This is a genomic window from Kineococcus sp. R86509, assembly GCF_042466365.1.
Lineage (GTDB): Bacteria > Actinomycetota > Actinomycetes > Actinomycetales > Kineococcaceae > Kineococcus.
In genome coordinates this window covers 4,795,354-4,817,125 of the sequence record NZ_JAXHCE010000001.1, presented here as the reverse complement: position 1 = coordinate 4,817,125, position 21,772 = coordinate 4,795,354, and the positions used below count along the sequence as shown (strand labels likewise).

General features: G+C 71.1%; 24 protein-coding genes and 1 pseudogene. 13 read left to right on the top strand and 12 right to left on the bottom strand.

Annotated features, from left to right (window positions below; all coding sequences use genetic code 11):
• Window positions 1–103 precede the first annotated feature (103 nt).
• From SJY07_RS23540 to SJY07_RS23510, 7 genes are all read left to right on the top strand, one after another.
• Entirely contained in the window at window positions 104–1,384 is a 1,281-nt protein-coding gene (locus tag SJY07_RS23540) for an HRDC domain-containing protein (protein ID WP_380161752.1), read from the top strand.
• A 95-nt stretch (window positions 1,385–1,479) separates the two neighbouring features.
• Window positions 1,480–1,902, top strand: a complete 423-nt coding sequence (locus SJY07_RS23535) for an ATP-binding protein (RefSeq protein ID WP_328291794.1) — start codon at window positions 1,480–1,482, stop codon at window positions 1,900–1,902.
• A gap of 66 nt (window positions 1,903–1,968) precedes the next feature.
• Entirely contained in the window at window positions 1,969–2,802 is an 834-nt protein-coding gene (locus SJY07_RS23530) for a hypothetical protein (protein WP_328291795.1), read from the top strand.
• A gap of 25 nt (window positions 2,803–2,827) precedes the next feature.
• On the top strand, window positions 2,828–3,217 hold the full coding sequence (locus SJY07_RS23525; protein ID WP_380161751.1) for an OsmC family peroxiredoxin: 390 nt from the start codon (window positions 2,828–2,830) through the stop codon (window positions 3,215–3,217).
• A complete protein-coding gene (locus SJY07_RS23520; protein WP_380161750.1) occupies window positions 3,214–4,632 on the top strand; it encodes an alpha/beta fold hydrolase in 1,419 nt (472 codons plus the stop codon). The genes SJY07_RS23525 and SJY07_RS23520 overlap by 4 nt, the downstream gene beginning before the upstream one ends.
• Entirely contained in the window at window positions 4,629–5,024 is a 396-nt protein-coding gene (locus SJY07_RS23515) for a rhodanese-like domain-containing protein (RefSeq protein WP_328291798.1), read from the top strand. The genes SJY07_RS23520 and SJY07_RS23515 overlap by 4 nt, the downstream gene beginning before the upstream one ends.
• Window positions 5,025–5,033: 9 nt before the next feature.
• Window positions 5,034–6,047: a cell wall-binding repeat-containing protein gene (locus tag SJY07_RS23510; protein WP_380161749.1), complete on the top strand. Its 1,014-nt coding sequence runs from the start codon at window positions 5,034–5,036 to the stop codon at window positions 6,045–6,047.
• On the opposite strand, the gene dxs is transcribed toward SJY07_RS23510, so the two are convergent.
• A complete protein-coding gene (dxs, locus tag SJY07_RS23505) occupies window positions 5,957–7,933 on the bottom strand; it encodes a 1-deoxy-D-xylulose-5-phosphate synthase (protein ID WP_380161748.1) in 1,977 nt (658 codons plus the stop codon). The two genes, SJY07_RS23510 and dxs, sit on opposite strands and share 91 nt — an antisense overlap.
• 105 nt (window positions 7,934–8,038) lie before the next feature.
• Window positions 8,039–8,419 (bottom strand): hypothetical protein, encoded by a 381-nt coding sequence (locus SJY07_RS23500; RefSeq protein WP_328291801.1) that lies wholly within the window; start codon window positions 8,417–8,419, stop codon window positions 8,039–8,041.
• Window positions 8,420–8,902: 483 nt separating this feature from the next.
• Here SJY07_RS23500 and SJY07_RS23495 point away from each other — a divergent pair.
• Window positions 8,903–10,354 (top strand): annotated as a pseudogene (locus SJY07_RS23495) (IS3 family transposase).
• An 85-nt stretch (window positions 10,355–10,439) separates the two neighbouring features.
• Here SJY07_RS23495 and SJY07_RS23490 read toward each other — a convergent pair.
• The 10 genes from SJY07_RS23490 to SJY07_RS23445 all read right to left on the bottom strand — a co-directional run bounded on the left by SJY07_RS23490 (window position 10,440) and on the right by SJY07_RS23445 (window position 15,724).
• The gene (locus SJY07_RS23490; protein WP_380161747.1) at window positions 10,440–11,027 is read right to left on the bottom strand and encodes a YsnF/AvaK domain-containing protein; all 588 of its coding nucleotides are present in this window, start codon (window positions 11,025–11,027) and stop codon (window positions 10,440–10,442) included.
• A 143-nt stretch (window positions 11,028–11,170) separates the two neighbouring features.
• Window positions 11,171–12,085: a DUF2382 domain-containing protein gene (locus SJY07_RS23485; protein WP_380161746.1), complete on the bottom strand. Its 915-nt coding sequence runs from the start codon at window positions 12,083–12,085 to the stop codon at window positions 11,171–11,173.
• Window positions 12,086–12,205: 120 nt separating this feature from the next.
• Entirely contained in the window at window positions 12,206–12,472 is a 267-nt protein-coding gene (locus SJY07_RS23480) for a GlsB/YeaQ/YmgE family stress response membrane protein (protein WP_328291808.1), read from the bottom strand.
• Between the two features lie 83 nt (window positions 12,473–12,555).
• On the bottom strand, window positions 12,556–12,783 hold the full coding sequence (locus SJY07_RS23475) for a hypothetical protein (protein WP_328291809.1): 228 nt from the start codon (window positions 12,781–12,783) through the stop codon (window positions 12,556–12,558).
• A gap of 79 nt (window positions 12,784–12,862) precedes the next feature.
• Window positions 12,863–13,444: an alkaline shock response membrane anchor protein AmaP gene (gene amaP, locus SJY07_RS23470; protein WP_328291810.1), complete on the bottom strand. Its 582-nt coding sequence runs from the start codon at window positions 13,442–13,444 to the stop codon at window positions 12,863–12,865.
• Window positions 13,444–13,971 carry a DUF6286 domain-containing protein gene (locus SJY07_RS23465; RefSeq protein WP_380161745.1) on the bottom strand — a complete coding sequence of 176 codons (528 nt, stop codon included), beginning with the start codon at window positions 13,969–13,971 and terminating at the stop codon, window positions 13,444–13,446. Before SJY07_RS23465 ends, amaP begins: the two co-directional genes overlap by 1 nt.
• Before the next feature lie 41 nt (window positions 13,972–14,012).
• The gene (locus SJY07_RS23460) at window positions 14,013–14,429 is read right to left on the bottom strand and encodes an Asp23/Gls24 family envelope stress response protein (protein WP_328291812.1); all 417 of its coding nucleotides are present in this window, start codon (window positions 14,427–14,429) and stop codon (window positions 14,013–14,015) included.
• A gap of 97 nt (window positions 14,430–14,526) precedes the next feature.
• Window positions 14,527–14,706: a DUF2273 domain-containing protein gene (locus SJY07_RS23455; protein WP_328291813.1), complete on the bottom strand. Its 180-nt coding sequence runs from the start codon at window positions 14,704–14,706 to the stop codon at window positions 14,527–14,529.
• Between the two features lie 131 nt (window positions 14,707–14,837).
• Window positions 14,838–15,122: an Asp23/Gls24 family envelope stress response protein gene (locus tag SJY07_RS23450; protein ID WP_380161744.1), complete on the bottom strand. Its 285-nt coding sequence runs from the start codon at window positions 15,120–15,122 to the stop codon at window positions 14,838–14,840.
• A gap of 158 nt (window positions 15,123–15,280) precedes the next feature.
• Window positions 15,281–15,724, bottom strand: coding sequence for an Asp23/Gls24 family envelope stress response protein (locus tag SJY07_RS23445; protein ID WP_380162498.1), 444 nt, complete (start codon window positions 15,722–15,724; stop codon window positions 15,281–15,283).
• 668 nt (window positions 15,725–16,392) lie between these two features.
• Here SJY07_RS23445 and SJY07_RS23440 point away from each other — a divergent pair.
• The 5 genes from SJY07_RS23440 (at window position 16,393) to SJY07_RS23420 (ending at window position 21,631) form a co-directional block, all read left to right on the top strand.
• A complete protein-coding gene (locus tag SJY07_RS23440) occupies window positions 16,393–16,941 on the top strand; it encodes an RNA polymerase sigma factor (RefSeq protein WP_380161743.1) in 549 nt (182 codons plus the stop codon).
• Window positions 16,938–17,492 (top strand): hypothetical protein, encoded by a 555-nt coding sequence (locus SJY07_RS23435; protein WP_380161742.1) that lies wholly within the window; start codon window positions 16,938–16,940, stop codon window positions 17,490–17,492. The genes SJY07_RS23440 and SJY07_RS23435 overlap by 4 nt, the downstream gene beginning before the upstream one ends.
• A gap of 766 nt (window positions 17,493–18,258) precedes the next feature.
• Complete coding sequence (locus SJY07_RS23430) at window positions 18,259–18,462, top strand: hypothetical protein (protein ID WP_328291818.1); 204 nt, start codon at window positions 18,259–18,261, stop codon at window positions 18,460–18,462.
• A 33-nt stretch (window positions 18,463–18,495) separates the two neighbouring features.
• Entirely contained in the window at window positions 18,496–19,125 is a 630-nt protein-coding gene (locus SJY07_RS23425) for a biliverdin-producing heme oxygenase (protein ID WP_380161741.1), read from the top strand.
• Window positions 19,016–21,631: a SpoIIE family protein phosphatase gene (locus SJY07_RS23420; RefSeq protein WP_380162496.1), complete on the top strand. Its 2,616-nt coding sequence runs from the start codon at window positions 19,016–19,018 to the stop codon at window positions 21,629–21,631. Before SJY07_RS23425 ends, SJY07_RS23420 begins: the two co-directional genes overlap by 110 nt.
• The last annotated feature ends 141 nt before the right edge of the window (window positions 21,632–21,772 follow it).

Genomic DNA, 21,772 nt, shown 5'->3' with positions numbered 1-21,772 from the left:
CTCCGGTGGGCGGCGTTCGGCGTTCTCCCCCTCCTCGACCCGGCCGGTCGCCGCACCCCCGATCGTGCGACGGCTCAGCTGAGCGGTCACGTACGGTGGTGCCGTGACCGAGACGCCGACGAAAGAGGAGCCTGAACAGGCCGGGCCCGAGCTCCCGATGCTGTCGGTCCCCGCCGACGGCCTGCCGCCCGTCGTGACCGACGAGGCCGCGCTCGCGCAGACCGTCGCCGCGTTCGCGGCCGGCACCGGCCCGGTCGCCGTCGACGCCGAACGCGCCTCCGGCTACCGCTACGGGCAGCGGGCGTTCCTGGTCCAACTGCGCCGTGAGGGTTCCGGCACCGCCCTCATCGACCCCGACGCGCTGCCGGACCTGTCCGCCCTGGGCGAGGTCCTCGCGGACGTGGAGTGGGTGCTGCACGCCGCGAACCAGGACCTGCCCTGCCTGGCCGAACTCGGCATGCGCCCCACCCGCCTGTTCGACACCGAACTCGGTTCCCGCATCGCGGGTCTGCCCCGCGTGGGTCTGGGCGCGGTCGTCGAGGAACTGCTCGGCCTGCGACTGGCCAAGGAGCACTCCGCGGTCGACTGGTCGACCCGCCCGCTGCCCGTCCCGTGGTTGACCTACGCCGCCCTCGACGTCGAGGTGCTCGTCCAGGTTCGTGACGTCCTCGCTGAACGCCTCGCCACGCAGGGGAAGTTGGACTGGGCCCTGGAGGAGTTCGCCGCCGTCGCCAACGCCCCGACGCCCGTCGCACCGGCGGAGCCGTGGCGGCGCGTCTCCGGTCTGCACGCCGTGCGTTCACGGCGCCAGCTCGCCGTCGTGCGGGCGCTGTGGTCGGCTCGCGACAGCGAGGCCCGCCGACGCGACACCTCCCCGGGCCGGTTGCTGCCCGACTCCGCGATCGTCGCCGCCGCCCGCGCCACCCCCCGCACCGCGCAGGCCCTCGCCTCGACGTCGGGGTTCACCGGCCGTGCGGCGAAGACGAAGCTGCAGGTGTGGGCCGACGCCGTCGCCGAGGGGCTGGCCCTGCCGGAGTCGGAGCTCCCCGCGCACGCTCCCCGCAGCGACGGTCCGCCGCCGCCGCGGGCGTGGGCGGCGAAGGACCCGCTCGCCGCGGCCCGGCTCAACGCGGCCCGGGCCGTCGTGACCGCGCTGGCCGAGGAACACGCCCTCCCGGTCGAGAACGTCCTGCAGCCCGACGCCCTGCGCCGGGTGGCGTGGGCTCCCCCGCAGCCGCTGGACGCCGAGGGTGTCCGGGCGGCGCTGGCCACGCGCGGTGCCCGCGCCTGGCAGCTCGACCTGGTGTCGGGACCCGTCGCGGAGGCCATGGCGCAGGCCCGCGTCCCCGAACCGGACGCGGAACCCGTCCCCGACGCTGGTTGAGCTCGACACCGCTCCTCTTGCCGAGCGGCCGTTCGTGCGTCATCGTCGACACCGCGTCACGACGAAGTGGTGCGTCAACGGCGACGGAGGTGGACGTGGAACGCCTCACCCTGGACGAGCAGCTCTCCGCAGCGGCGATGGCCCGGCACTGGGTCTGTGACCACTGCCCCGACGAGCACCTGCCCGCCGCGCGGCGCTGGATCGCCGAACTGCTGACGAGCGAACTGGTCCACAACGCCTTCTCGCACGGCCGGGGCCCGGTCGTGCTGTCGTTGACCCACGACGAGGAGGGCATCCTCGTCGGCATCTCCGACCACGAGGAACGCGTCCCCACGTTGCGCGAGCAGTCGCCGGGAGCCACGGAAGGTCGGGGCATCGCTCTCGTCGACGCCCTCGCCACGACCTGGGGCGTCTACGGCAGCGACGGCAGCGAGACCGACGAGGCCTCCGGCGACTGGCCGAGCCCCCAGGAGCGCTCCGGCGGCAAGACCGTCTGGTTCCACCTCGCCACCGGTTGAGCCGTCTGCGCCCGTTCGGGGGACGCCGAGTCGGGCGCAGGCGTGGTTTCGCCTACCGTCTGCCACGTGAGCACCGATCAGCCGCGCCCCATCAGGGCCCTCCTACGACGCTGCGTGCTCGCCGCCAGCGTGCTCGGTGACCTCGACGTCGACCTCGACGACGAGGGTGTCCGGATGCCCGGCTGCTCGCCGTTGCAGTGGTCGGACCTGGCCCGCACGGCCGCCGGCGCCGGTGAGGAGGTCGCCCGGTTGCGGGTGGCCGACCTGCTGCACGCCCACCTGGAACTGCACCGCGGTGAGGTCTGGACCGTTCCGCTGGCGATCCCCGTCGGGGCCGACCGCCACCCCGCCTACGGCTGGACGCACACCCCCCAGCTCGGGGGCGCGCTCGACCTCGGCCTCGGCGTCGTGGTCCGCGACGAGAGCGGCGGACGGGTGCGGGAACGGACGCTGCCGGTCCCCGTCGCCTCCGCCCGCGCCACCGGCCGCTCCTCTCGGCTCAGCGACGTCGACCTGGCCCGCCTCGAGGACATCGGCGCCCTCGTCGCACGACGACTGGTCCGCGACGCCGGCAGCCGGGGACTCGGCGCCACCGACGGTCTCCTCCGCCCCGTCGCCGGCTGCGACGTCCCGACCCTGCTGGCGTCGCGGACCCTGCGCGAGCACCTCGTCGCCGGCCCGGACCGGGCCGTCGGGAACCTGCTGCGCGCCGTCGCGATCCCCGACCGGACCCGCGGCTGGTTCGACCTCGCCCGCATCGACCCCGCCTACGTCGGTGCCGCCTGGATGGCCACCGACGCCGCGGACCGGGGCTTCCGCAGGCCGGTGCTGGTGACGCTGGACGAGGTGGCGCTCGCGCCGAGCAGCCCGCGGCTCGTGGAGCGGGTCCTCGCCGACTGAGGGGTCCGTGCGCGATGCTGCGGGCATGGCCACGATCAGCGCTGTCGTCCGCCCGGTGTCCGGAACCGCCACGGCGGTGGGGAGCAGCGGCGGCCACTGCATCGTCGTGGACCGCCCCGACGGGGCGGCCGGCGGGGCGGGACTCGGGTTCAACGGCGGGCAGCTGCTCGCGTTGGCGATCGCGGGGTGCCTGGCCAACGACCTGCGCTACGCCGCAGCCGACCCGGAGGACCCGCACCTGGACGCGGTGCGGGTGCTCGCCGACGTCGACGTCGTGGAGGGTCGCGTGGTGGGGGCACGGGTCCGGTTCGAGGGCGGTGGCGCGGTCGCGGAACTCCTCCGGGCCGCCGTCGCGGACTCGACGGTGCTCGCCGCGGTCCGCAGCGGGTTTCCGGTGGAGGTGATCGACGCGTGAGCGTCCTGCTGGTGCCCGGGGGTCCCTTGCTGGACCCGGCCTACCTCCCCTTCGAACTCCCCGGCGAACGCGTCCTGGTGGCCGACCTGCGGTTCGCGCCGGCACGGCGCTGCGACCAGCTCGTCGACGCGCTGGAGGAGTTGCGGGAGGCGCACGGGATCCCCGTGGTCGACCTGGTGGCGCACTCGGCGGGGGCGAACCTCGCCGTCCGCTACCTGGAACGCTTCGCCCACCGGGTCGCACGGTTGGTGCTCGTCACCCCGAGCGTGTTCGCCGTCGGGCTGCCGGTGTCGGCGGAGACCCGGTCACGGACGGCGGAACTCAGCCGTGACGAACCCTGGTTCGAGCAGAGCTTCGCTGCGCTGCAGCGGGTCGGTGCGGGCCACGGCGAGCCGGACGACTGGGACGCCGTGGGGCGGTTCACCGGTTCCGATCCCGCGGAGGAACCCGACCCGGTGCTGGCGGCGGAGTTCACCGCCCCGGGTGCGTTCGACCCGACGACCACCCGCGCGGCTGTCGCAGGTTTCGCCGGGGAGGTGCTGGTGCTGGCCGGGGAGTTCGACGTCGGCGCTCCCCCGGCCGTCCTGCGGGAGTTCGCCGGGCTGTTCCCGCGGGCCCGTTTCGTGGAACTCCCCCGGGCCCGGCACTTCCCGTGGCGCGACGACCCCGCGGGCTTCGCGCAGGTGGTGCGGAGTTTCCTGGCGCCGGAGGAACCGGAGGACCTCCCGGGCGGGCGCAACCTCGGGGCGGTCCGGATCGGGCGCACCGTCCGGAAGGCGACGGGCACGCAGACCCCGACCGTGCAGGCCCTGCTCGGCGACCTGCACGCGCAGGGGTTCCACCGCGTCCCGCGTCCGCTGGGGATCGACGAAGCGGGCCGGGAGGTCTGGGAGTACCTGCGGGGCAGCACCATCGGTACCCAGGAACCTTGGCCGGACTGGGTCTTCGGTGACGCGCTGCTCACCGACGTGGGGCACTGGCTGCGGGAGTTCCACGACGCCTCGGAGCAGTTCTGGAGCGAGGACGGCCGGATCCTGGGCCACCAGGACCTCGCGCCCTACAACGCCGTCGTCGACGGTGAGCGTCTGGTCGGGTTCGTCGACTGGGACCTGGTGGCCCCCTCCGTCCCGTTGCGCGACCTGGCGTTCGTCGCGCTGCGGTGGGTCCCGCTGATGGGGCAGGACGGTCGCACCCCGGAGCAGCGGTGGCGGCGGTTGGGGACCCTGCTCGCCGCCTACGGCTGGAGGGGCAGCGAGGAGGAGGTGCTCGACGCGGTGCGGGTTCGCGCCCAGGACCACGCCGACGGCCTGCGCCAGGCCGCCCTCGACGGGTGGGGTCCGGCCGTGGAACTCGTGGCGGAGGGGGTGGCTGACGAGTTCGACCGTGCCGCAGCGGGTCTGGCGGGGTTGTTGTGAGCATCGAGGAGGTGCTGGCCGCGGCGCGGGTCGGACTCGACCGGCTGACCCCGGAGCAGTTGTGCACCGAGCAGCGGGCGGGGGCGCTGGTCGTCGACACCCGCACCCCGGCCCACCGGGTCGAGCAGGGGGAGTTCCCGGGCGCGCTGGTCATCGACCGGACGGTGCTGGAGTGGCGACTCGATCCGACCTGCCCCTTCCGGATCCCGGAGGCGACCGGACCGGACCTGCGGGTGGTCGTGGTGTGCCGGCACGGCTACAGCTCCAGCCTGGCCGCGGCGTCGCTGCGGGCGGTCGGTCTGCACCGGGCCACCGATCTCGAGGGCGGGGTGCAGGCGTGGCTCGCCGCGGGGTTCCCCGTGCACCGGGGTCCGGTCCGCGAGGTGACGTAGAGTCGCGTCATGCGCACCAGGCGTCACGCTGCGATCGTCGGTGGACTCGTCGTGGCCGGCCTGCTCGCCACCGGGGTACCGGCGCAGGCCGTGAGCACCCCGTTCGCCTACACCGGCACCGTCCGCGCCGCGGGCGCCGACCGGTACGAGACCGCGGCCGTCGTCTCCCGCGGTTCCTTCGCACCCTCGCCCGGGTCGGCACTGTTCCTGGCCAGCGGTGAGTCCTTCGCCGACGCCCTCGCCGCCGGCCCCGCCGCCGCCGGCCTCGACGGTCCGCTGCTGCTGACCGCCGCGAGGGGTCTCCCCCGACCCACGATCGACGAGCTGAAGCGGCTCGCGCCCGCGTTCGTGCACGTCGTGGGTGGGCCGGACCGCGTGCCCGACGCCGTCCTCAGCGCCGTGCGGGCACTGCTGCCCACCGCGACCGTCGACCGCACCGCGGGGGCGGACCGGTACGCGACGGCCACCGCGATCGCGACGCGCTTCTTCCCCGCGAACCAGACCTCCTTCGTCCTGGCCCGCGGTGACGCCTTCCCCGACGCCGTCTCGGGAGCGGCCCTGGCCGGCGGGCGGGGCGAACCGCTGCTGCTGACCGCGCCGAAGGCCCTCCCGTCGACCGTCACCGCCTGGCTCAACGCCTCCGACCGGGCCCGCGCCACCGTGATCGGCGGGGTCGACTCGGTCTCGGACCCCGTCGCGGACCAGGTCGCCCTCTTCCTCACCGACGCCGACCCGGTCGCGCGGCTCTCCGGTGCGGACCGCTACGACACCGCCGCCGTCGTGGCCCGGACGACCTTCCCCGACGCGGAGGTCGCCGTCCTGGCGACCGGCCGGAACTTCCCCGACGCCCTCGCCGCCGTGCCGGCGGCCGCGGTCAACGGCGCACCGTTGCTGCTGGTGCCGGGCGACTGCACGCCCGCCGCCACGGCCGACTACCTCTCGGGCGCGACCTCGCTCGGCGCGACGATCGTCGTGGGCGACGAGTCGGCGATCTCCGAGGAGTCCTTCGCGGGGACCTGCTGACCGCCGAGCGCCACCGCCTCGACCAACGTCCGGGCGACGTCCTGCGGGGCGAGCCCGGCCTCGTCGAGGAGGGCGTCGCGGCTGCCGACGTCCAGGAAACGTTGCGGGAGAGCGAAGGTGTGCACGGTCGTCGGGTCGTCGCGCCCGCGCAGCGCCGCCGCCAGCGCCCAGCCGACACCGCCGACCTCGCCACCGTCCTCGAGCACGGCGACGTGGCCGTGGCTGCGGGCCAGCTCCAGCAGCGCCTCGTCCACCGGCACCACCCAGCGCGGGTCGACGACGGTCACGCCGACGCCGTGGGCCCGCAGCCGGGAGGCGACGTCGAGGGCGCGAGGTACCAGCGAGCCCACGGCGACGAGCAGGACGTCGTCCCCCTCGGCCCACGAGGGCCCCTCGAGGACGTCGGCGTGCCCGGCGCGGGCGATCGCGGGGATGTCGGCGGGCACCTTGCCCTTGCTGTAGCGCAGGACCGTCGGCGCGTCCTCGACGGCGAGCGCCTCGCGCAGTTCCTCGCGCAGGGTGGCGGCGTCACGCGGGGCGGCGAGACGCAGGCCCGGGACGAGGCGGCACAGTCCGAGGTCCCACACGCCGTGGTGGCTGGGACCGTCGGGGCCGGTGACCCCGGCGCGGTCGAGGACGAAGGTGACCCCGGCCCGGTGCAGGGCGACGTCGAGCAGCAGCTGGTCGAAGGCGCGGTTGAGGAAGGTGGCGTAGAGGGCAACGACGGGGTGCAGACCGCCGGCGGCCATGCCGGCCGCGGAGGTGACCGCGTGCTGCTCGGCGATCCCGACGTCGACGACGCGGTCGGGGTGGGCGCGGGCGAACGCGTCGAGACCCACCGGGCCCTGCATGGCGGCCGTGATGCCCACGACGTCGCGGCGGACGTCGGCGATCGCGCGGATCTCCTCGCCGAAGACGCTGGTCCAGGAGGAACCCGAGGTGGCCTGCGCCTCCCCCGTCTCGGGATCGATGATCCCGACGGCGTGGAAGCGGTCGGCGTCGTCGGCGAGGGCCGGTTCGTAGCCGCGCCCCTTCTGGGTGATGACGTGGACGATGACGGGGCCGCCGAAGGACCGCGCGCGGCGCAGGGCGTGCTCGACGGCCTCGGTGTCGTGGCCGTCGACGGGTCCGACGTACTTGAGACCGAGGTCCTCGAAGAGCCCCTGCGGGGCGACGATGTCCTTGATCCCCTTCTTGACGCCGTGCAGCGTCTCGTAGGCGAGGCGGCCGGGGGTGCCACCGCGTCGCAGCGACTGCTTGCCCCAGTCCATGAGCTTCTCGTACTCGCGGGTCGTGCGTAGGGTCGCGAGGTGGGAGGCCATCCCGCCGATGGTCGGGGCGTAGGACCGTCCGTTGTCGTTCACGACGACGACCACGGGACGGCGTGAGGTGGCGATGTTGTTCAGCGCCTCCCAGGCCATGCCACCGGTGAGGGCGCCGTCACCGATGACGGCGACCACGCGACGCCCGTTCTCCCCCTGGCTCTCGCCGCGCAGCTCGAAGGCCCGGGCGAGCCCGTCGGCCCACGACAGCGACGTCGAGGCGTGCGAGTTCTCAACGACGTCGTGCGCGCTCTCCGCGCGGGAGGGGTAGCCGGAGAGGCCGCCCGCCTCACGCAGGTGGGCGAAGTCCTGGCGGCCGGTGAGCAGCTTGTGGACGTAGCTCTGGTGGCCGGTGTCGAAGACGAGGCGGTCGCGCGGGGAGTCGAAGACGCGGTGCAGACCGAGCGTCAGTTCGACGACGCCGAGGTTGGGTCCGAGGTGCCCGCCGGTCCTGCTCACGGCGGCGACGAGGAAGTCGCGGACCTCCTGGGCCAGCGCGGGCAGGTCCTCGGCGGGCAGGGCCTTGAGGTCCTCGGGCCCCTTGATCGTCTCGAGCAGCCCCATGCGGGGTGGCCTCCTGTGTCGCGGGGTCGAGCGTGAACGGACTGAGCGAGTGTAGGAGGACCCCTCCCCGACGTCGGCCCGCACTCGCCCGTTCGGACAGAGCGTTCACAGGCGCGGCACGAACCTCTTCCCTCGCAGTGCCTGCTCGAGCAGGTCGACCGCGCGCGCCACCCTGCGCAGCCGCAGTTCCTCGCGGTCGAGCACGTCGAAGACCTGCGGCCCGACCTCGGGGGGCAGGTCGGCGGCGAGGTCCCGGCGGGCCGTGCTGCGGGCACGGACGACGGCCTCCTGCTGAGCGCTGACGTGGTGGCCGACCAGCCAGGCCAGCAGCAGGGGGTGGTGGCGGACGGCGGCGTAGGAGCGGAACTCCGGCGGGGCCTGATCGAGCAGCCAGGAGGAGGTGGCGACCTGCCAGTCGTCCACCTCGGGGGGCGGGACCTCCTGCGGCCAGCCCGGCGGGCCGTGCCGCGGACGTCGTTCGAACATGCGTTCGATGCTACGACGTCGTGGCGAGGAAGCGGACTGTCATGTCTCAGGACATCGGTGACAGTTCCGAATCGAGGAGTCGGTGACACTCCTCGGTCCTCCGAGCTCCTGCTGCCGTCCGGCCACCACGCAGCGCAGACCTCCTCCTGCACCGGGTGAGCGCGGGGCTGTCAGCGACTCACCCGCACCACCCCGATCTCACGGTCACGGACGTCACGGCCACGACAGTGTCCGCACTGGTCGTGGGCTCCGGCACACCAGTCACCACCAGGCTCGACTGCTCCCTGCGCGAGACACCCGCACAACGCCACGATGACCTGGTAGACGACCCCCAACCCTCCATCGACCTCACCCCCGCAGCCACCCGCGCCCTGACTCGACTTCAACCCTCAACCGGCGGACGACGCGGCCCTCTCTGTCAGCCTGGAGTGAGACAGCACCCGCTGTCTTGACTCTGACCCGAGGGTGGTGAAGGAGTCTCCGATGAGCGTGACCAACCCCCTCCTCACGGTGCAGGCTGAAGCAATGGGCAGCGCACCTGATCCAGAGATCCCCGCCCGTGCCCAACGCAGGACCTGCACCGCGAAGTACAAGGCGCAAGTCCTCACCGAGTACGACGACGCGGACAAGACCACCCGCGGAGCCATCCTGCGCCGCGAAGGCCTCTACACCTCCCTCATCCCCGCTTGGTGTGAACAACGCGACACCGCCGCCCTCCACGCCCTGAGCCGGGCCCCAGGGCGGGCCAAGGCCGACCCGTTGGAACGAGAGAACGCCCGCCTGTCCAGGGAGAACGAACGCCTTGCCGCGGACCTGGCCAAGGCACAGGCGGTGATCGTGGTCCAGGGAAAACTCTCTGCGCTGTTGGACACTCTCACGACCAGCAGCCCGACCACCGACCGCGAGGCCGACAGATGATCGAGGCTACCTGGCCGAACTCACCCCGGTCATCGGAGTGACGACCGCTTGCCGCGCTCTGGGACGAACACGCAGCCGGCGCTGCCGGGAGGTGCATCGCCGGCCGCCACTGCAGGGCCCTCGCCGCGAATCGGCCGGTGGGGCCTCAACTCCGAGCCCTCAGCGCAGGCGAACGCCAAGGCGTCCTGGACGTCCTGCATCCACCGCGCTTCGTCGACTCCGCTCCTGCAGAGATCGTCGCGACGTCACTGGACGAAGGAACCTACCTGTGCTCCGAAACCAGCACGTACCGGTTGCTGCGCAGTCGAGGTGAGGTCCCCGAACGTCGCCGCCAGGCCACTCACCCGGCGCGGGTGAAGCTTGAACTGGTCGCGACCGCGCCGAACCAGGTGTTCCTGGGACATCACGAAACCCACGGGACCGGTGAAGTGGGGTTGCTTCCACCCCTACACGATCATCGACGTCCACTCCCGATACATCGTCGGGTGGATGATCGATCCACGAGAGTCCTCGACGCTGGCCGAGCCGTTCCTGGCCGAGACCATCACCCGTCACGGCAACGACCGGGATCAGTTGACGATCCACTCCGACAACGGATCCTCGATGGCGTCTCGTCCGACGGCGTTCCTGCTGGCCGATCTCGGGGTGACGAAGTCGCATTCGCGTCCGCATCGTTCCAACGACAATCCCTACTCCGAGACCACGTTCGAGACGTTGGAGTACCGCCCGGACTTCCCGGCCCGGTTCTCCAGCCTGGAGCGCGCCCGCAGCCACGGCAGGCAGTTCTTCACGTGGTACAACACCGAGCCCCGCCACTCCGAGCTGGGGATGCTCACCCCCACTGACGTTCACCACGGTCGTGCCGGGGAGGTTCGAGCCCGCCGCTGCGCGACCTTGACCGCTGCCTACACTGAGCACCCCGAACGCTCTGCCCGGCACCCGCGACTGCCGACGCCACCCTCGACGGTCTACATCAATCGGCCGCCGGTGGACTCAACGAATCAAGCCTCTGCGTGACTCGACGAGGTTGACGGTTTTCGTGTCGGCGTCGGTACGTTGCGGGATCCGCGAGGACCTGTCCCCCACGCACATGATCGAGCTGCTACTGGCCGACTTGCTCGTGGCCGACTTGCTGTTGGTCGACCTGCTGCTGGTCGACGCTGATGGTCTCACTACCCAGTGTCGCGGTGATGATCTGCTCGGCGACGACTGTGCGGACCCCGATGGTGACCCGCTCGACCGGGGCGACACGCAACGTGAACTCAGGAACTTCTTCGTGCAGCACGATGATCAGGTCACTCTCGCCCTCACCGTCACCCGGGAAGTGCGCCGGTACAGCCGCGGTCAAATCGCTGACCATGGTGTTGGTGGAGGTGGCTGCGGAGGTGGCGGCAAGAGTGTCCGCGGAGGTAGCCGGGGGGAAAGGCTCGTGACTGATCACGAGCTGCTCGATACGGACCGGAATCTCGATCGTTCGGGTGGTCGTCACGATCCGCTTGCTGAACCGAACCCGTTCCGTCGCGTAACGCGCACAAGAGATGAGCAGCCGCTCAGCGTGCAGAACGACATCGACAGTCGAGTCGACGTCGCCAGGAACGAGAGCAGGAAAATCATCGCCCTGGGCGGCGGCCACGGTGAACTGGTCAGTGGGAGCGGTGATGGTGGGTTCACCGGCGGGATTGCTGTTCATCCTGGTTCCTGACCTCGAGGCCGCTCGGTGGGCACTTCAACCCTGACATGCAGGGCCTCGCAGCGCAGGGTCCTGAAGAGCTGGAACAGAGAAAGCTGAGTGGCCATCAGCCCTGATGGTCCTGATGGCCACCGCAAGCGCGTTCAGCGCTTGTTGTGCTTGCCCGTGGTCCCGGTAGCGGTGTCTGCCACGCCGGCGGTGTTGCCGGTCTTGACACCGGCGTCGGCGTCGAGGTCGATCTGCTCTTCGCGCAGCTCGGCCTGGACGGTCTCGGTGCCCTGAACGGTCTCGGTGCCCAGCTGGACGCGCTCGACGGCGACGACGTCCTTCTCGGCCACGGCACGCTCCTCGGTGAGGACGATCTCGTGCTCTTCCTCGGTCAGGTCGCCACCGGAGAGGGCCGCCCCGCGGTTGGCCTCGGTGATCGGCTCGCGGGTGACAACGACCTCTTCGTGCGAGACCGGCACGGTGCGGGAGACGTTCTCGGTGGTGATGTACTTGCGCAGCCGCGCCCGGCCCGCCTCGCGGGTCTCGGTACCGACGCGCAGTTCTTCCTTCGAGCGGGTCATCGCGTTGTCGGTGTTGTCACCGGAGGTGTCGTAGCCCTCGCCGCGGCTGTGGTCGTAGCCGGAACCGGAGGCAGTGCGATCGCTGGTGCGGTCGGTGTCGTAGCTGCCCGTCACACCAGTGCCCGTGTTCTGGGTGCCGGTGTTCTGGGTGCCGGTGTTCGGAGCCGAGGCGCTGGAGTCGGCGATGCCGTAGTGGCGGTACAGGTCGGCCTCGTCGGTCTCACTCAGCTCGGCACCCGGGTCGTGATGGGGAGCATCCTTGACGACCGACTTGGCGAACGGCACCTTGACGGAGTCCCCGGACGTGCTGGCCTGGGCCAGCGGGATCAGGGACAAGCTGGAGCCGAACAGGCCGGTCTTGACCGAGACCCACTCCGGCTGGCCGGAGGCGTTGTCGAGGTAGACCTCGTCAACCTTGCCGATCTTGTCGCCGTCGTTGTCGTAGACGGTGGTGCCGAACAGGGCGTCGGGGGTGATGTTCTGAGCCATGAGGGTTTCCTCTTCTTCGGTGTGGATGTCACGCAACGCGCTTCGACCGGCCGGTGCAGGAAGAAGTAGAGCCCCGATTCCTGGTCCGGCCAGGACCTGGTCGGGTGATGCAACCGCCGATCAGCGGCGGCGGCCGCTGAGGCTGCCGGCGACGGTGACCCCGACGGCAGCCACGGCGACCTGCAGGATCAGTTCGATCCAGTCGATGCCGGGGGTGTCGGCCACGTTCAAGAGCCGGGCCAGAGCGGTGCCGATCAACGCGGCGATGATGCCGACGACGATGGTCAGCAGGATGGAGATGTTCTGCTTGCCCGGCAGGACGAGGCGGGCCAGAGCGCCGATGATCGCGCCGATGATGATCGCGGTGATGATGCCACCGATGGTCATGGTTCTCCTTCGTGCAGGTCGACCGATGATCTGATCGGCTCAGGGTGTCTGCGGGTCGTGCGGTTCGAGAGGGCGCCGACGGGTCAGCGGGGCCTGCGGCGCAGAAGTCCACGCCGGGCGTTGCGGGGGTCGTCCTTGCGGGCCCGGGAAGACACCAGCCGGCCTGCGCCCAGCAGACCACGGGAGAGTTTCGTGGGGCCGCTACCGGCTTCCACCCGCCGGCCCAGGCCGGCGAGCAACCGTCCGGCCACCGGGACGGCGACGGTGAAGATGACCCATCGGCGCAGACCGCTGGAGAGCAGGACCCACATGTTCGATCTCCTTCAGTCGGGATGCTGGGTTCTTGACCGAGTCCGGTACCGGGTCCGGTGCCCGGCTTCGAAGTGGGAGTCAGTGCACGCGGGTCTGGTGGCGGGTTCGGCGGGCCACGGCCAGCTGCACCCGCGCGCGGGCGTCATCACGACCGAGAACCTGAGCCAGGTCGGTGGCGACGTCATCGGTGGCGGTGACCACCGACTGCAGATCAGCATCGGGTTCGACGGTGGCCTTCAACGCCACCACCAGCTGACCACGATCCCGCAGTACCCGGCTCGAAGCCGAACGAACCCCCGGAGTTTCAGCCAAGACGTCGGCTGCGGTGGCTGCGACCCCGGCCGGGTCGACGCGCAGTCGCCCGCTCTTGTTCGAGCCCTTCAACGACAACTCGCCCACCCCACGTCGAGGCAGGTGGGACAACAACCACCACAGGGCCAGCAGGATGAACACGGCGCCGGCGATGCCGGCGGCCCAGGGCCACCAGGCGGTGGCGAAGGTGTCGGTGGCTGTCTTCAAGGTCAGCTGCTGCGGGGACGCGGTCCACACCTTCACCAACCATCCTGCGCCCCAGGCGGCGACAGCCACACCGAGGACGAGCAGGACCAGGCCGACGATGATCGCGGCGAGGCGGTTGAGCCCCAGGACGGCGCGGCCCATCAGTTCTCCTTCGGGGTGTGGACGGTGACGGCCACCCGCGGCGGGGACTGCAGCGGCGACAACCGCTGCGCAACCGCCTCGGTCACCGACTCCCGCAGGCCCGCTTCAGCGGTGCCGCGAACGATGACGCTCACCGTGCGACGGGTGGCGGTCGAGGAGACGTCCAGGACACCGTCGACGTCCTGGGCGGCACCGGAGGCCAGCCGGGCGATGTCGCGGGTGTGCAGGAACACCCCGGTACGTGAGGTCAACGGGAGGGTCTTGCGCGAACGGGGACGCAACGCGGTCACGGCCAGCCACAACCCGATCAGGGCCACGACGATCCCGACCGGAATCAGCCACCACACCGGCGCGAACCCCTTCAGCCCGTCCACGCCGGCGCTCAGCCACGGGGTACCGGAGAAGGCGCCGGCTGCGACGAGGGCATCGCGCAGCAGCAGGACGCCGAGAGCTAGGAGCAGGACGGCCAGGATCGGGCCGATGACCCCGATGGGCCCGCTGCCGCTCTTCTGGTCCGCAGCCTGCATCGGAGCTCGTTCAGGGGCTGTGTCAGGGCTGGTCTGGAAGCTCACTGGACGCGTCTCCTCTCCGGGGTGGTGGGACGCAGCACCTTGGCGACCGTGACGTCGACGACGTCGACGTCCAGGTCGGCCAGGGTGCGCAGTCGCTCGGTGACGTGGTCACGCACGGCGGCGGCAACGGCAGCGGCCGGGCGAGGCCAGGCGGTGACGATGTCGACCTCGACCCGGGCGCGGTGACCGGCCACCTGCACATCGACGCGGGGGTAGGAACGCCCCAGGGCCGTCGCGATGGTGCCGGCGCTGTCCTGGGCGGCGATGACGCCGGGAACTTCCGCGACCGCAGCTTCGGCGATGCGTTCCACGGCCTTCTCCTTGACCTGCAGCGATCCGCGCGTTGCGATCTCGGTCCACTCCTCGGCGCTGAGTTCAGCCGCCGCCTGAGCGGGGCCGTCCCAGCGACGCACACTGGGTGCACTCGAGGTGTGTGCGTGGCGAGCCTTCTCAGCGCGGGAGTTCAGGCTGCCACGGCTGCTGGTTGCTGCGGTATCAGCGGTGGCGCCATCAGCCACGGCTGCGGCCGGGGACGAGGGCGGAGAGGTCCAGCTTGCCTTCCAGGTGGGCGCCGATGACGTAGCCGACGGCGGCGAAGAGCAGGGCCAGCAGGAACCAGCCGAAGCCACCTTGGATGGCGATGATGGCCAGGAGCAGGCCGGCGAAGATGCCGACGTTCGAGGCAGTCACGAGTTCCTCCAGGGGAAGGGGGGTGGGGCCTGCCGGATCTAGCCAGAACCGGCAGGTAGTGCAGCAGAACGGCCGCTAGTGCAGCAGAACGGCGCGCTGTGGCGCGGTAGCACCTGGTGCCGCAGGAAACGTCAGGCGGCGTGGGCGGCGGCGAGGTCTTCGACGAAGACCTGCACCGCCACGTCCACCACGGCCGCGACGACGGCGTGGATCTGCTGGGCCACGGCCCGGATGGGAGTCCCGTAGGCGAGGACGACGTGGATCTCTACGGTTTCGTCGCCGAGTTTGACCCCGGCCACCCGTCGGCCGGGCAGATAGGTCGCGACTTCACCGAAGCGGCCCGGGTGCAGTTCGACCACTCCTGGGACGGCCAGGACCAAACCCGCGATCTCGTCAGCGACTGTGACCTCCGACACCGGGACGGTGGAGATGACCTCCACCGCCCCGGTGACCGACGTGGGCGCCGCCGACGCCGTGCTCCCGGGAGTGCTTTCAGGGGCGGTGACTGGGGCGGGTGTCCACCCGGTGGCCGAGCCAGCGCCGAGGGGGGCGCCGGTCGGCGTAGTGGGCTCGGTCACCGGACGCGGGGAGCGGAGTCGGCGTCCTCGTTCTCGTCGGCGTCGTCACTGGGCAGGTGGACGTCGGCGACGGCGATGTTGACCTCGGTGACCTGCAGACCCGTCATCCGCTCGACGGAGGCGATGACGTTGCGGCGAACACCGGCGGCGAGGTCGGCGATGGCGACGCCGTACTCGGCGATGAGGTCGATGTCGACGGCGGCCTGGGTTTCCCCGACCTCCACCGAAACGCCCTGGGAGTGGTTGACGCGGCCGCCGGGGATGCGCTCACGCAGGGCGCCGACGGCGCGGGAGGCGCCACCGCCGAGGGCGTGCACCCCGGAGACGTCCTTGGCGGCGAGCCCAGCGATCTTGGAGACGACGGTGTCGGCGATCGAGGTCGTGCCCTGGTTGGAGAACAGGGACGCGTCGCGACCGGAGCCGTCACGGGAGACGGCCAGCGCGTTGGAGCCAGCGGTCGGCACGGCCTTGGGGGTAGCGGTCGTGGTGGTGGTGGTGCGCTCGCTCACGAGAACTCCTTCAAACGTTGAGGGGTGCAGCCGGCGATCGCGCTGCCGGCCGTGGTGGCCGGGCGTCGTTCGTGGTCTGTCACGGGGATAGAGACGAAGAACCGGCGAAACGGCACGGTCCCTCAAGTATGACCTGCGTCACATTTTGGGATGGGTCGTTGTTCACCCGACAAGATCGCGGTGTTGAAGTTGCCGCGACCTGCGACCCCTGCTGCACTCGGTTCTGCGCCCGGACCACCGACGCGACGTCTTCTCGAAGGGTGCGCCGTGAACCCGCACCCCGGATCCCCCCGATCCCGTGGCACCGAACCCTCCGGCGCCCCCTCCACACGCACTGCACCCCCGTCGGGAGCCCCCCGGTGGTAGAGAGCCACCGGGAGCGAAGCGGCCCCTCCGGTGCCGCCGCTAGCTGGGACGCATCAGGTGGTACTGGACCGGACGGCATCGAACGCCGAGCCCGACAGCGAGGCACGAACGAACTGCCGGATTTCCCCATCCCCGGCGACCACGACCCGTCATCGGCCGGCGGTTCTTCCACCTCCAGCGTTCCGGGGGAATCACCGCGCAACACCAGCGCGGCGACGACGGTCCCCGATGAGGTGCTGACGCGGCGGGCGGCACTGGGCGACAAGGTGGCCTTCGCGCACCTGACCCGACGACACGGCCCGGCGCTGTACCGCTACGTGTTCCGGCTGCCGAACGACACCTCCGACGCCCAGGACTGCGTGCAGGAGGTGATGGTGTCGGCCTGGAAGAACATCACCTCCTTCCGCGGCGACTCCGCGTTCCGGACCTGGCTGTTCGTACTGGGCCGAAACGCGGCGCAGAAACTCAGCCAGCGGCGTCGGCCGCGCTTTCCCGAGTCGGGCTCACGCCCTGTCATCGACTTCGATCAGGCCACCGCGGGCCTGCGAGATCTGCACGCCGACCCTGCACGTGACACGATCGACTCCCAACTCCTCGCCGCGCTGGATGCAGCGCTACTGCTGCTGCCCGAGCGGCGACGCAGCGTGTGGATCCTGCGGGAGATCGAAGATCTCTCCTACGCCGACATCGCCACTGTCGTGAGTGTCAGCCCCACCGCCGTGCGGGGTCTGCTGCAACGGGCCCGCACGGCGATCGCAGCGACCTTGGAGGAGTGGCGGTGAACATGAAGAACGACGACGACGGTCACGACGAGAGCACCTCCGGCGACCGCGATGGTGACCGGACCGGCGACAGCGGTGGAGCTCGCCGCGCCACTGCTGACGGCACCGTCACTGACCGGCTCGCGCAGGCCACGATGCTGCTGCGCCAGCACACCGACGCCGGCTGGGAGGCCGTCGAAGACCGCGTCCTGGCCCGTGCGTTGAGCCTGTTCCGCCCCTCGGCACCCCTGCGCGGGCGGCATCACGACGGCGACTTCTTCGTCGCCTCCGACGTCCTCGTCGCCCAGTTGCGCGAGGCGGTCGACGCTGTCCCCCACGCCGCTGCACAGCAGATCACCTGCACGAGCGGGCACGATGACCAGCTGGAATCAGTGACGATCCAGCTGATCGCCCTCTTCGGCACCCCCCTGCTGGAACTCGCCGACCGCATCCACCTCGTAGCGCTCAAGGTGCTGCGGGAGCTGCTCGGTGAACTCGCCCCCGCCGCCGAACAGGTCCACACCCACGTTCACATCGGCGACGTCTCCCGCGATGCTCGCATCGTGGACTGAGCTGCGACTCCTGCCCCTGCTCGTCTCGAAATCAGCGCTCTGACGCCGACGGCTCGTCCTCGGTGCCTCCGCGGGCCCCTTGGCGCGGTACCGGCAGACGGCGTGGTCGGACACCACGAGACCGTCGTCGAGTCAAGGCGGCCTCCCGTTCGCCGAGGAGCATCGCCCGACGAACTGCCCGCTCCAGCGACTCGTCCCGAACCTCATCCCCGGGCCGAGAGCCGAAGCTGGCCTGCCCGAGGATCGTCGCGGCCTCAGCAGTGACCGTCGCCTTCGCCGCGAGCGCGGCTTCTTCGAACGACGTCGCCTCGCAGTGTTGCGCGGTCAACGTCTCATCGGTGTCCCCACCCCCCCTTCATCGACTCCAAGGGTGGCGAGGAAGTCATACGGCCACCTGGAACCGCCCAGACCCGGACACGGCGTGGGCAGTCGGGACCTCCCCGCTGAGGGCCGGACGTGTCGGCGCAGGCGCTGCAGCGCAGCAGCTCCGCGAGGACGCGTGACTCACTGGGTACCCAGTGCTGCGTCCAGCCGGTAGCAGGGTGCTCATCGGGTGAACCGGTTGCACGTCTCACCACGGCCCTTCAACGTGTTGCGGGTGCAGGCCGAACAACGGTAGCCGGACGCGCCACAACGACTTCCCGATCCGCAGGCAACAGCAGGCGATTCGGGTCTGCCGACGTGTGGTCGGTCTGCTGCAGGGAACGACCAACCGCCTCTGCGGCGCTCCACGGCGTACCACCGCGGCCGTTCCCGCGCCCTGCCCGTGGACGAACTCTGCGACGCCCTGCTGGGCCGCACCGGTGACCAGATCGAGGACGACGGCGCCCTCCTCGCCCTGCAGGTCCACCCCGAAGACGGACCCCTCCCCGAGGAGGCAGGATCCCCGAACGTCTCCTACCGCCTGCAGCACGGACTGACCTGGTCAGGGAGGACTGCTCGAGCGGGAGTCAACACAGCCAGGACGTAGGCGGCGTGGAACGAGTTGCGGGATCATGTCGCGGTGAGGAACGCGAAGGAGTCCACCCGCCCGCCCGGTGCCCTGGCTCGGCTGCGCACTGCGACCGCCCCGGCTCACCAACGTCTGGACGAAGGCCTGGACGTGTTCTCCCGTCCTTGGAGCCTCGACGTGCACCGCCGCTGGCTGAGCCTGACCTGGGGACTGCTCGCGCCTCTGGAGCGAGACCTGGCCGTGTGGGCGGAGGAGGACCCCGACGCCCTCGACGTGGTCACCCGAGCGCGCGCCGACCTGGCGTTGGCCGACCTCCGCGTACTGGGCGTCGAGGACGTCGACCTCGAGGATCTTCAGGAGTGCCCCGACGTGCCCCCGGCGACGACGCGTTCCGCCGCACTCGGGGTCTGCTACGTCCTGGACGGATCCACCCTCGGCGGTCAACTCGTCGCCCGCGCCGCGGTGGCTGCCGGAGTACCGGTGCAGGCGTGCACCTCGCTGACCGGGCGCGAGGGTGTCGGGCGGCGCTGGCGCGAGACCATCGCCGCGTTGGACGCCCTGCGTGAAGACGATGTCGCCGCAGCAGTCCGTTCCGCGATCGCGACCTTCACCGCCTACGAGCGATGGCTCTCCTCCTTGTCGCGACCCGGCCACCACGACGGACTCGACTCCACGAGTTAGCCTCGAAGAGGGGTGGCCACCGGTCGCTCGAAGTTCTGGCACGAGGGGTGCACGTCATCACCAGATTCTGCTGCTCGTCCGTCGAGCGGGTCGCGTCGGCGATTCGCGCGTCTCCCAGGATGGGGACCCGGTGAGCACCACCCCACCAGGTGCTCCGCTGCACCCGGAAGCGTTCGCGCCGGCCTATCCGGCTGTTGACCTGACGACGTGCGAGAGCGAACCCATCCACGTTCCCGGAGCTGTACAGCCGCACGGCGTGCTGCTGGCTGTCGACCGTGCCACCCGGCAGGTGGTGGTTGCCTCCGCGAACGCCGGGGAGCTCTTCGCTCGTGAAGTCGATGACGTCCTCGGCGCCCCCCTGCACGAGCTGCTGGGTCTGGACCTCGCCGCCCGAGTGTCGGCAGCTGAGGCCGCGGACAACCTGGACGAGGCGCTCCACGCCCGCCTCGAAGTGGGCGGTGAGAACGTCGACGTCGACGTCGTACTGCACATCTCCGGCGATCGGCTCGTGGTGGAGATCGAAGGCCTTCCTGACCAGGCCGCGCCGGTGTCCTACCGCGCCACACGGGGGGCGGTGGCGCGCCTGGCCGGTAGCGCCGGCATCGAGGACCTGTGTGCGGTCCTGGCCCGTGAAGTGCGGGCCCTGACCGGTTTCGACCGGGTCATGGTCTACCGCTTCGACCCGCAGTGGAACGGCGAGGTCGTCGCCGAGGACCGCCGGGCAGACCTCAACCCCTTCCTCGGCCTGCACTACCCCGCCTCCGACATCCCCGCCCAGGCACGCCGGTTGTACACGCTGAACTGGGTGCGCCTGATCGCCGACGTCGACTACACCCCCTCCCCGTTGACTCCCCTGCTCGACCCCGATGCCGGTGCCCCACTTGACCTCTCGCACTCGGTGTTGCGCAGCGTCTCCCCCATTCACATCGAGTACCTGAAGAACATGGGGGTGGCGGCATCGATGTCGGTCTCCCTCGTCGTCGACGGGCGGTTGTGGGGCCTGGTGGCCTGCCACCACTACACCGGCGCGCACCGCCCCGGCTACGACACGCGCTCAGCCGCGGAGTTCCTCGCCCAGACGACCTCCCAGCTGGTCGCTGAACGCGTGCGCTCCCAAGAACGTGACGAGGCCCTGGCCGCGCACGAACTCATGTCCGACATCCTCGCCAACGTCGCCGCCAGCACCCGTGAACCCCTGGCCACGTTGATCGAGAACGGGCGGCTGCTGGAGCTGCTGGACGCCACCGGTGCTGCGGTGTGGGACGGGCATCAGCTGCGCACCTGCGGTCAGGTACCTCCGTGGGCGGTGCTGCAACGCATCGCCGCACTCCTGGCCCGCAAGGACGGTGCCTCGACCTTCACCGATCACCTCGCCACGCTCAGCCCCGGCCTGGGCGAGGTCGCCGACACGGCGGCGGGGGCGCTGCGGGTAGGGATCGACGACACCGGCTGGCTGCTGTGGTTGCGACCGGAACAGCCCCGCGTCGTGGAGTGGGGTGGTGATCCGCACAACGCGAAGATCGCGGCCACCGAAGGTCTGGAGGTGCGGATCAGCCCGCGCACCAGCTTCGAGAAGTGGCGCGAGGTCGTTCGTGGGCGCAGCACCGCGTGGCGCCCCTGGCACGCCAGCACCGCAGACCGGCTGCGCACCCAGATCACCGGGATCATGCTCGGCCGCTCCCACGGACAGATCGCCATCGCCGAATCCCTGCAACGCGCTGTCGTGCTCGACGAAGCACCGCAGGTACCCGGCATGGACGTCCTGGCCCGCTACCGCCCCACCGAAGGCGGTCAGCTCGGCGGGGACTGGTGGGACGTCCTGCCACTGCAGACGGGCCGAGTCGCAGTCGTCGTCGGTGACGTCGCTGGACACGGGGTGCACGCCGCCGCGGCGATGGCGCAACTGCGCACCGCGCTGCGCGCCTACCTCCTGGAGGGACACTCCCCCGCCTCCGCCCTGGACCGCCTGGACACCCTGGTGTGCACGCTGCTGGGAAACCACACCGCGACCGCCCTCGTCGCCGTCATCGAGCATGCCCGCCCCGGCAGGAGCAGCGGTGCCGAGTCCGTCGAGGGCGGGGAGAACGTGATCGTGGAACTGGCCAGCGCGGGACATCCCCCACCACTGCTCATCAGTACCTCCGGGACCTCGGGTGACCTCAGTGGCGCGAGCACCAGCACGGTGCACGTGCCCCCGCGTCCGATGCTCGGGCTGGGGTTCGGTCCCACCACCGGTCTGGCGGAAGAGGTCGTACGGATCTCACTGCCACCCGACGCCCTGCTGCTGATGTTCAGCGACGGACTGGTGGAGCGACGTGACGCGAGCATGGAGCACACCACCGCGGTCCTCGCTGCAGCTGCCACGGGTGCGGCCACGGACTTGTTCGTCGCAGCGGTCAGCCCGGCGGATGCGATGGCGACCTTGGCGGACCGGCTTCTGACCGCGGTGGCCGGTGGAGCGGGTGACGACACCACCCTCGTTCTCGTCCGGCCTCACCGTCCGTAGGGATCTGCTGCGGTGATGATGGTGGGTGAGTCCCCTCGAGTGGTGTAACTCCGGCCCGCCTCAGGACCCGCCCCAGCGTGTCCCACCAAGCAGGTGAGGGCCACCGCGTGAAGCTCTGCGAGTACCCGCCAAGGAACTCGT

Coding starts and splice junctions, on each gene's coding strand:
- SJY07_RS23525 (WP_380161751.1), top strand. CDS start 2,828: ATGGCCACGATCAGCGCTGTCGTCCGCCCGGTGTCCGGAACCGCCACG.
- SJY07_RS23510 (WP_380161749.1), top strand. CDS start 5,034: ATGCGCACCAGGCGTCACGCTGCGATCGTCGGTGGACTCGTCGTGGCC.
- dxs (WP_380161748.1), bottom strand. CDS start 7,933: ATGGGGCTGCTCGAGACGATCAAGGGGCCCGAGGACCTCAAGGCCCTG.
- SJY07_RS23500 (WP_328291801.1), bottom strand. CDS start 8,419: ATGTTCGAACGACGTCCGCGGCACGGCCCGCCGGGCTGGCCGCAGGAG.
- SJY07_RS23490 (WP_380161747.1), bottom strand. CDS start 11,027: ATGAACAGCAATCCCGCCGGTGAACCCACCATCACCGCTCCCACTGAC.
- SJY07_RS23485 (WP_380161746.1), bottom strand. CDS start 12,085: ATGGCTCAGAACATCACCCCCGACGCCCTGTTCGGCACCACCGTCTAC.
- SJY07_RS23480 (WP_328291808.1), bottom strand. CDS start 12,472: ATGACCATCGGTGGCATCATCACCGCGATCATCATCGGCGCGATCATC.
- SJY07_RS23475 (WP_328291809.1), bottom strand. CDS start 12,783: ATGTGGGTCCTGCTCTCCAGCGGTCTGCGCCGATGGGTCATCTTCACC.
- amaP (WP_328291810.1), bottom strand. CDS start 13,444: ATGGGCCGCGCCGTCCTGGGGCTCAACCGCCTCGCCGCGATCATCGTC.
- SJY07_RS23465 (WP_380161745.1), bottom strand. CDS start 13,971: ATGCAGGCTGCGGACCAGAAGAGCGGCAGCGGGCCCATCGGGGTCATC.
- SJY07_RS23420 (WP_380162496.1), top strand. CDS start 19,016: ATGTCGCCGCAGCAGTCCGTTCCGCGATCGCGACCTTCACCGCCTACG.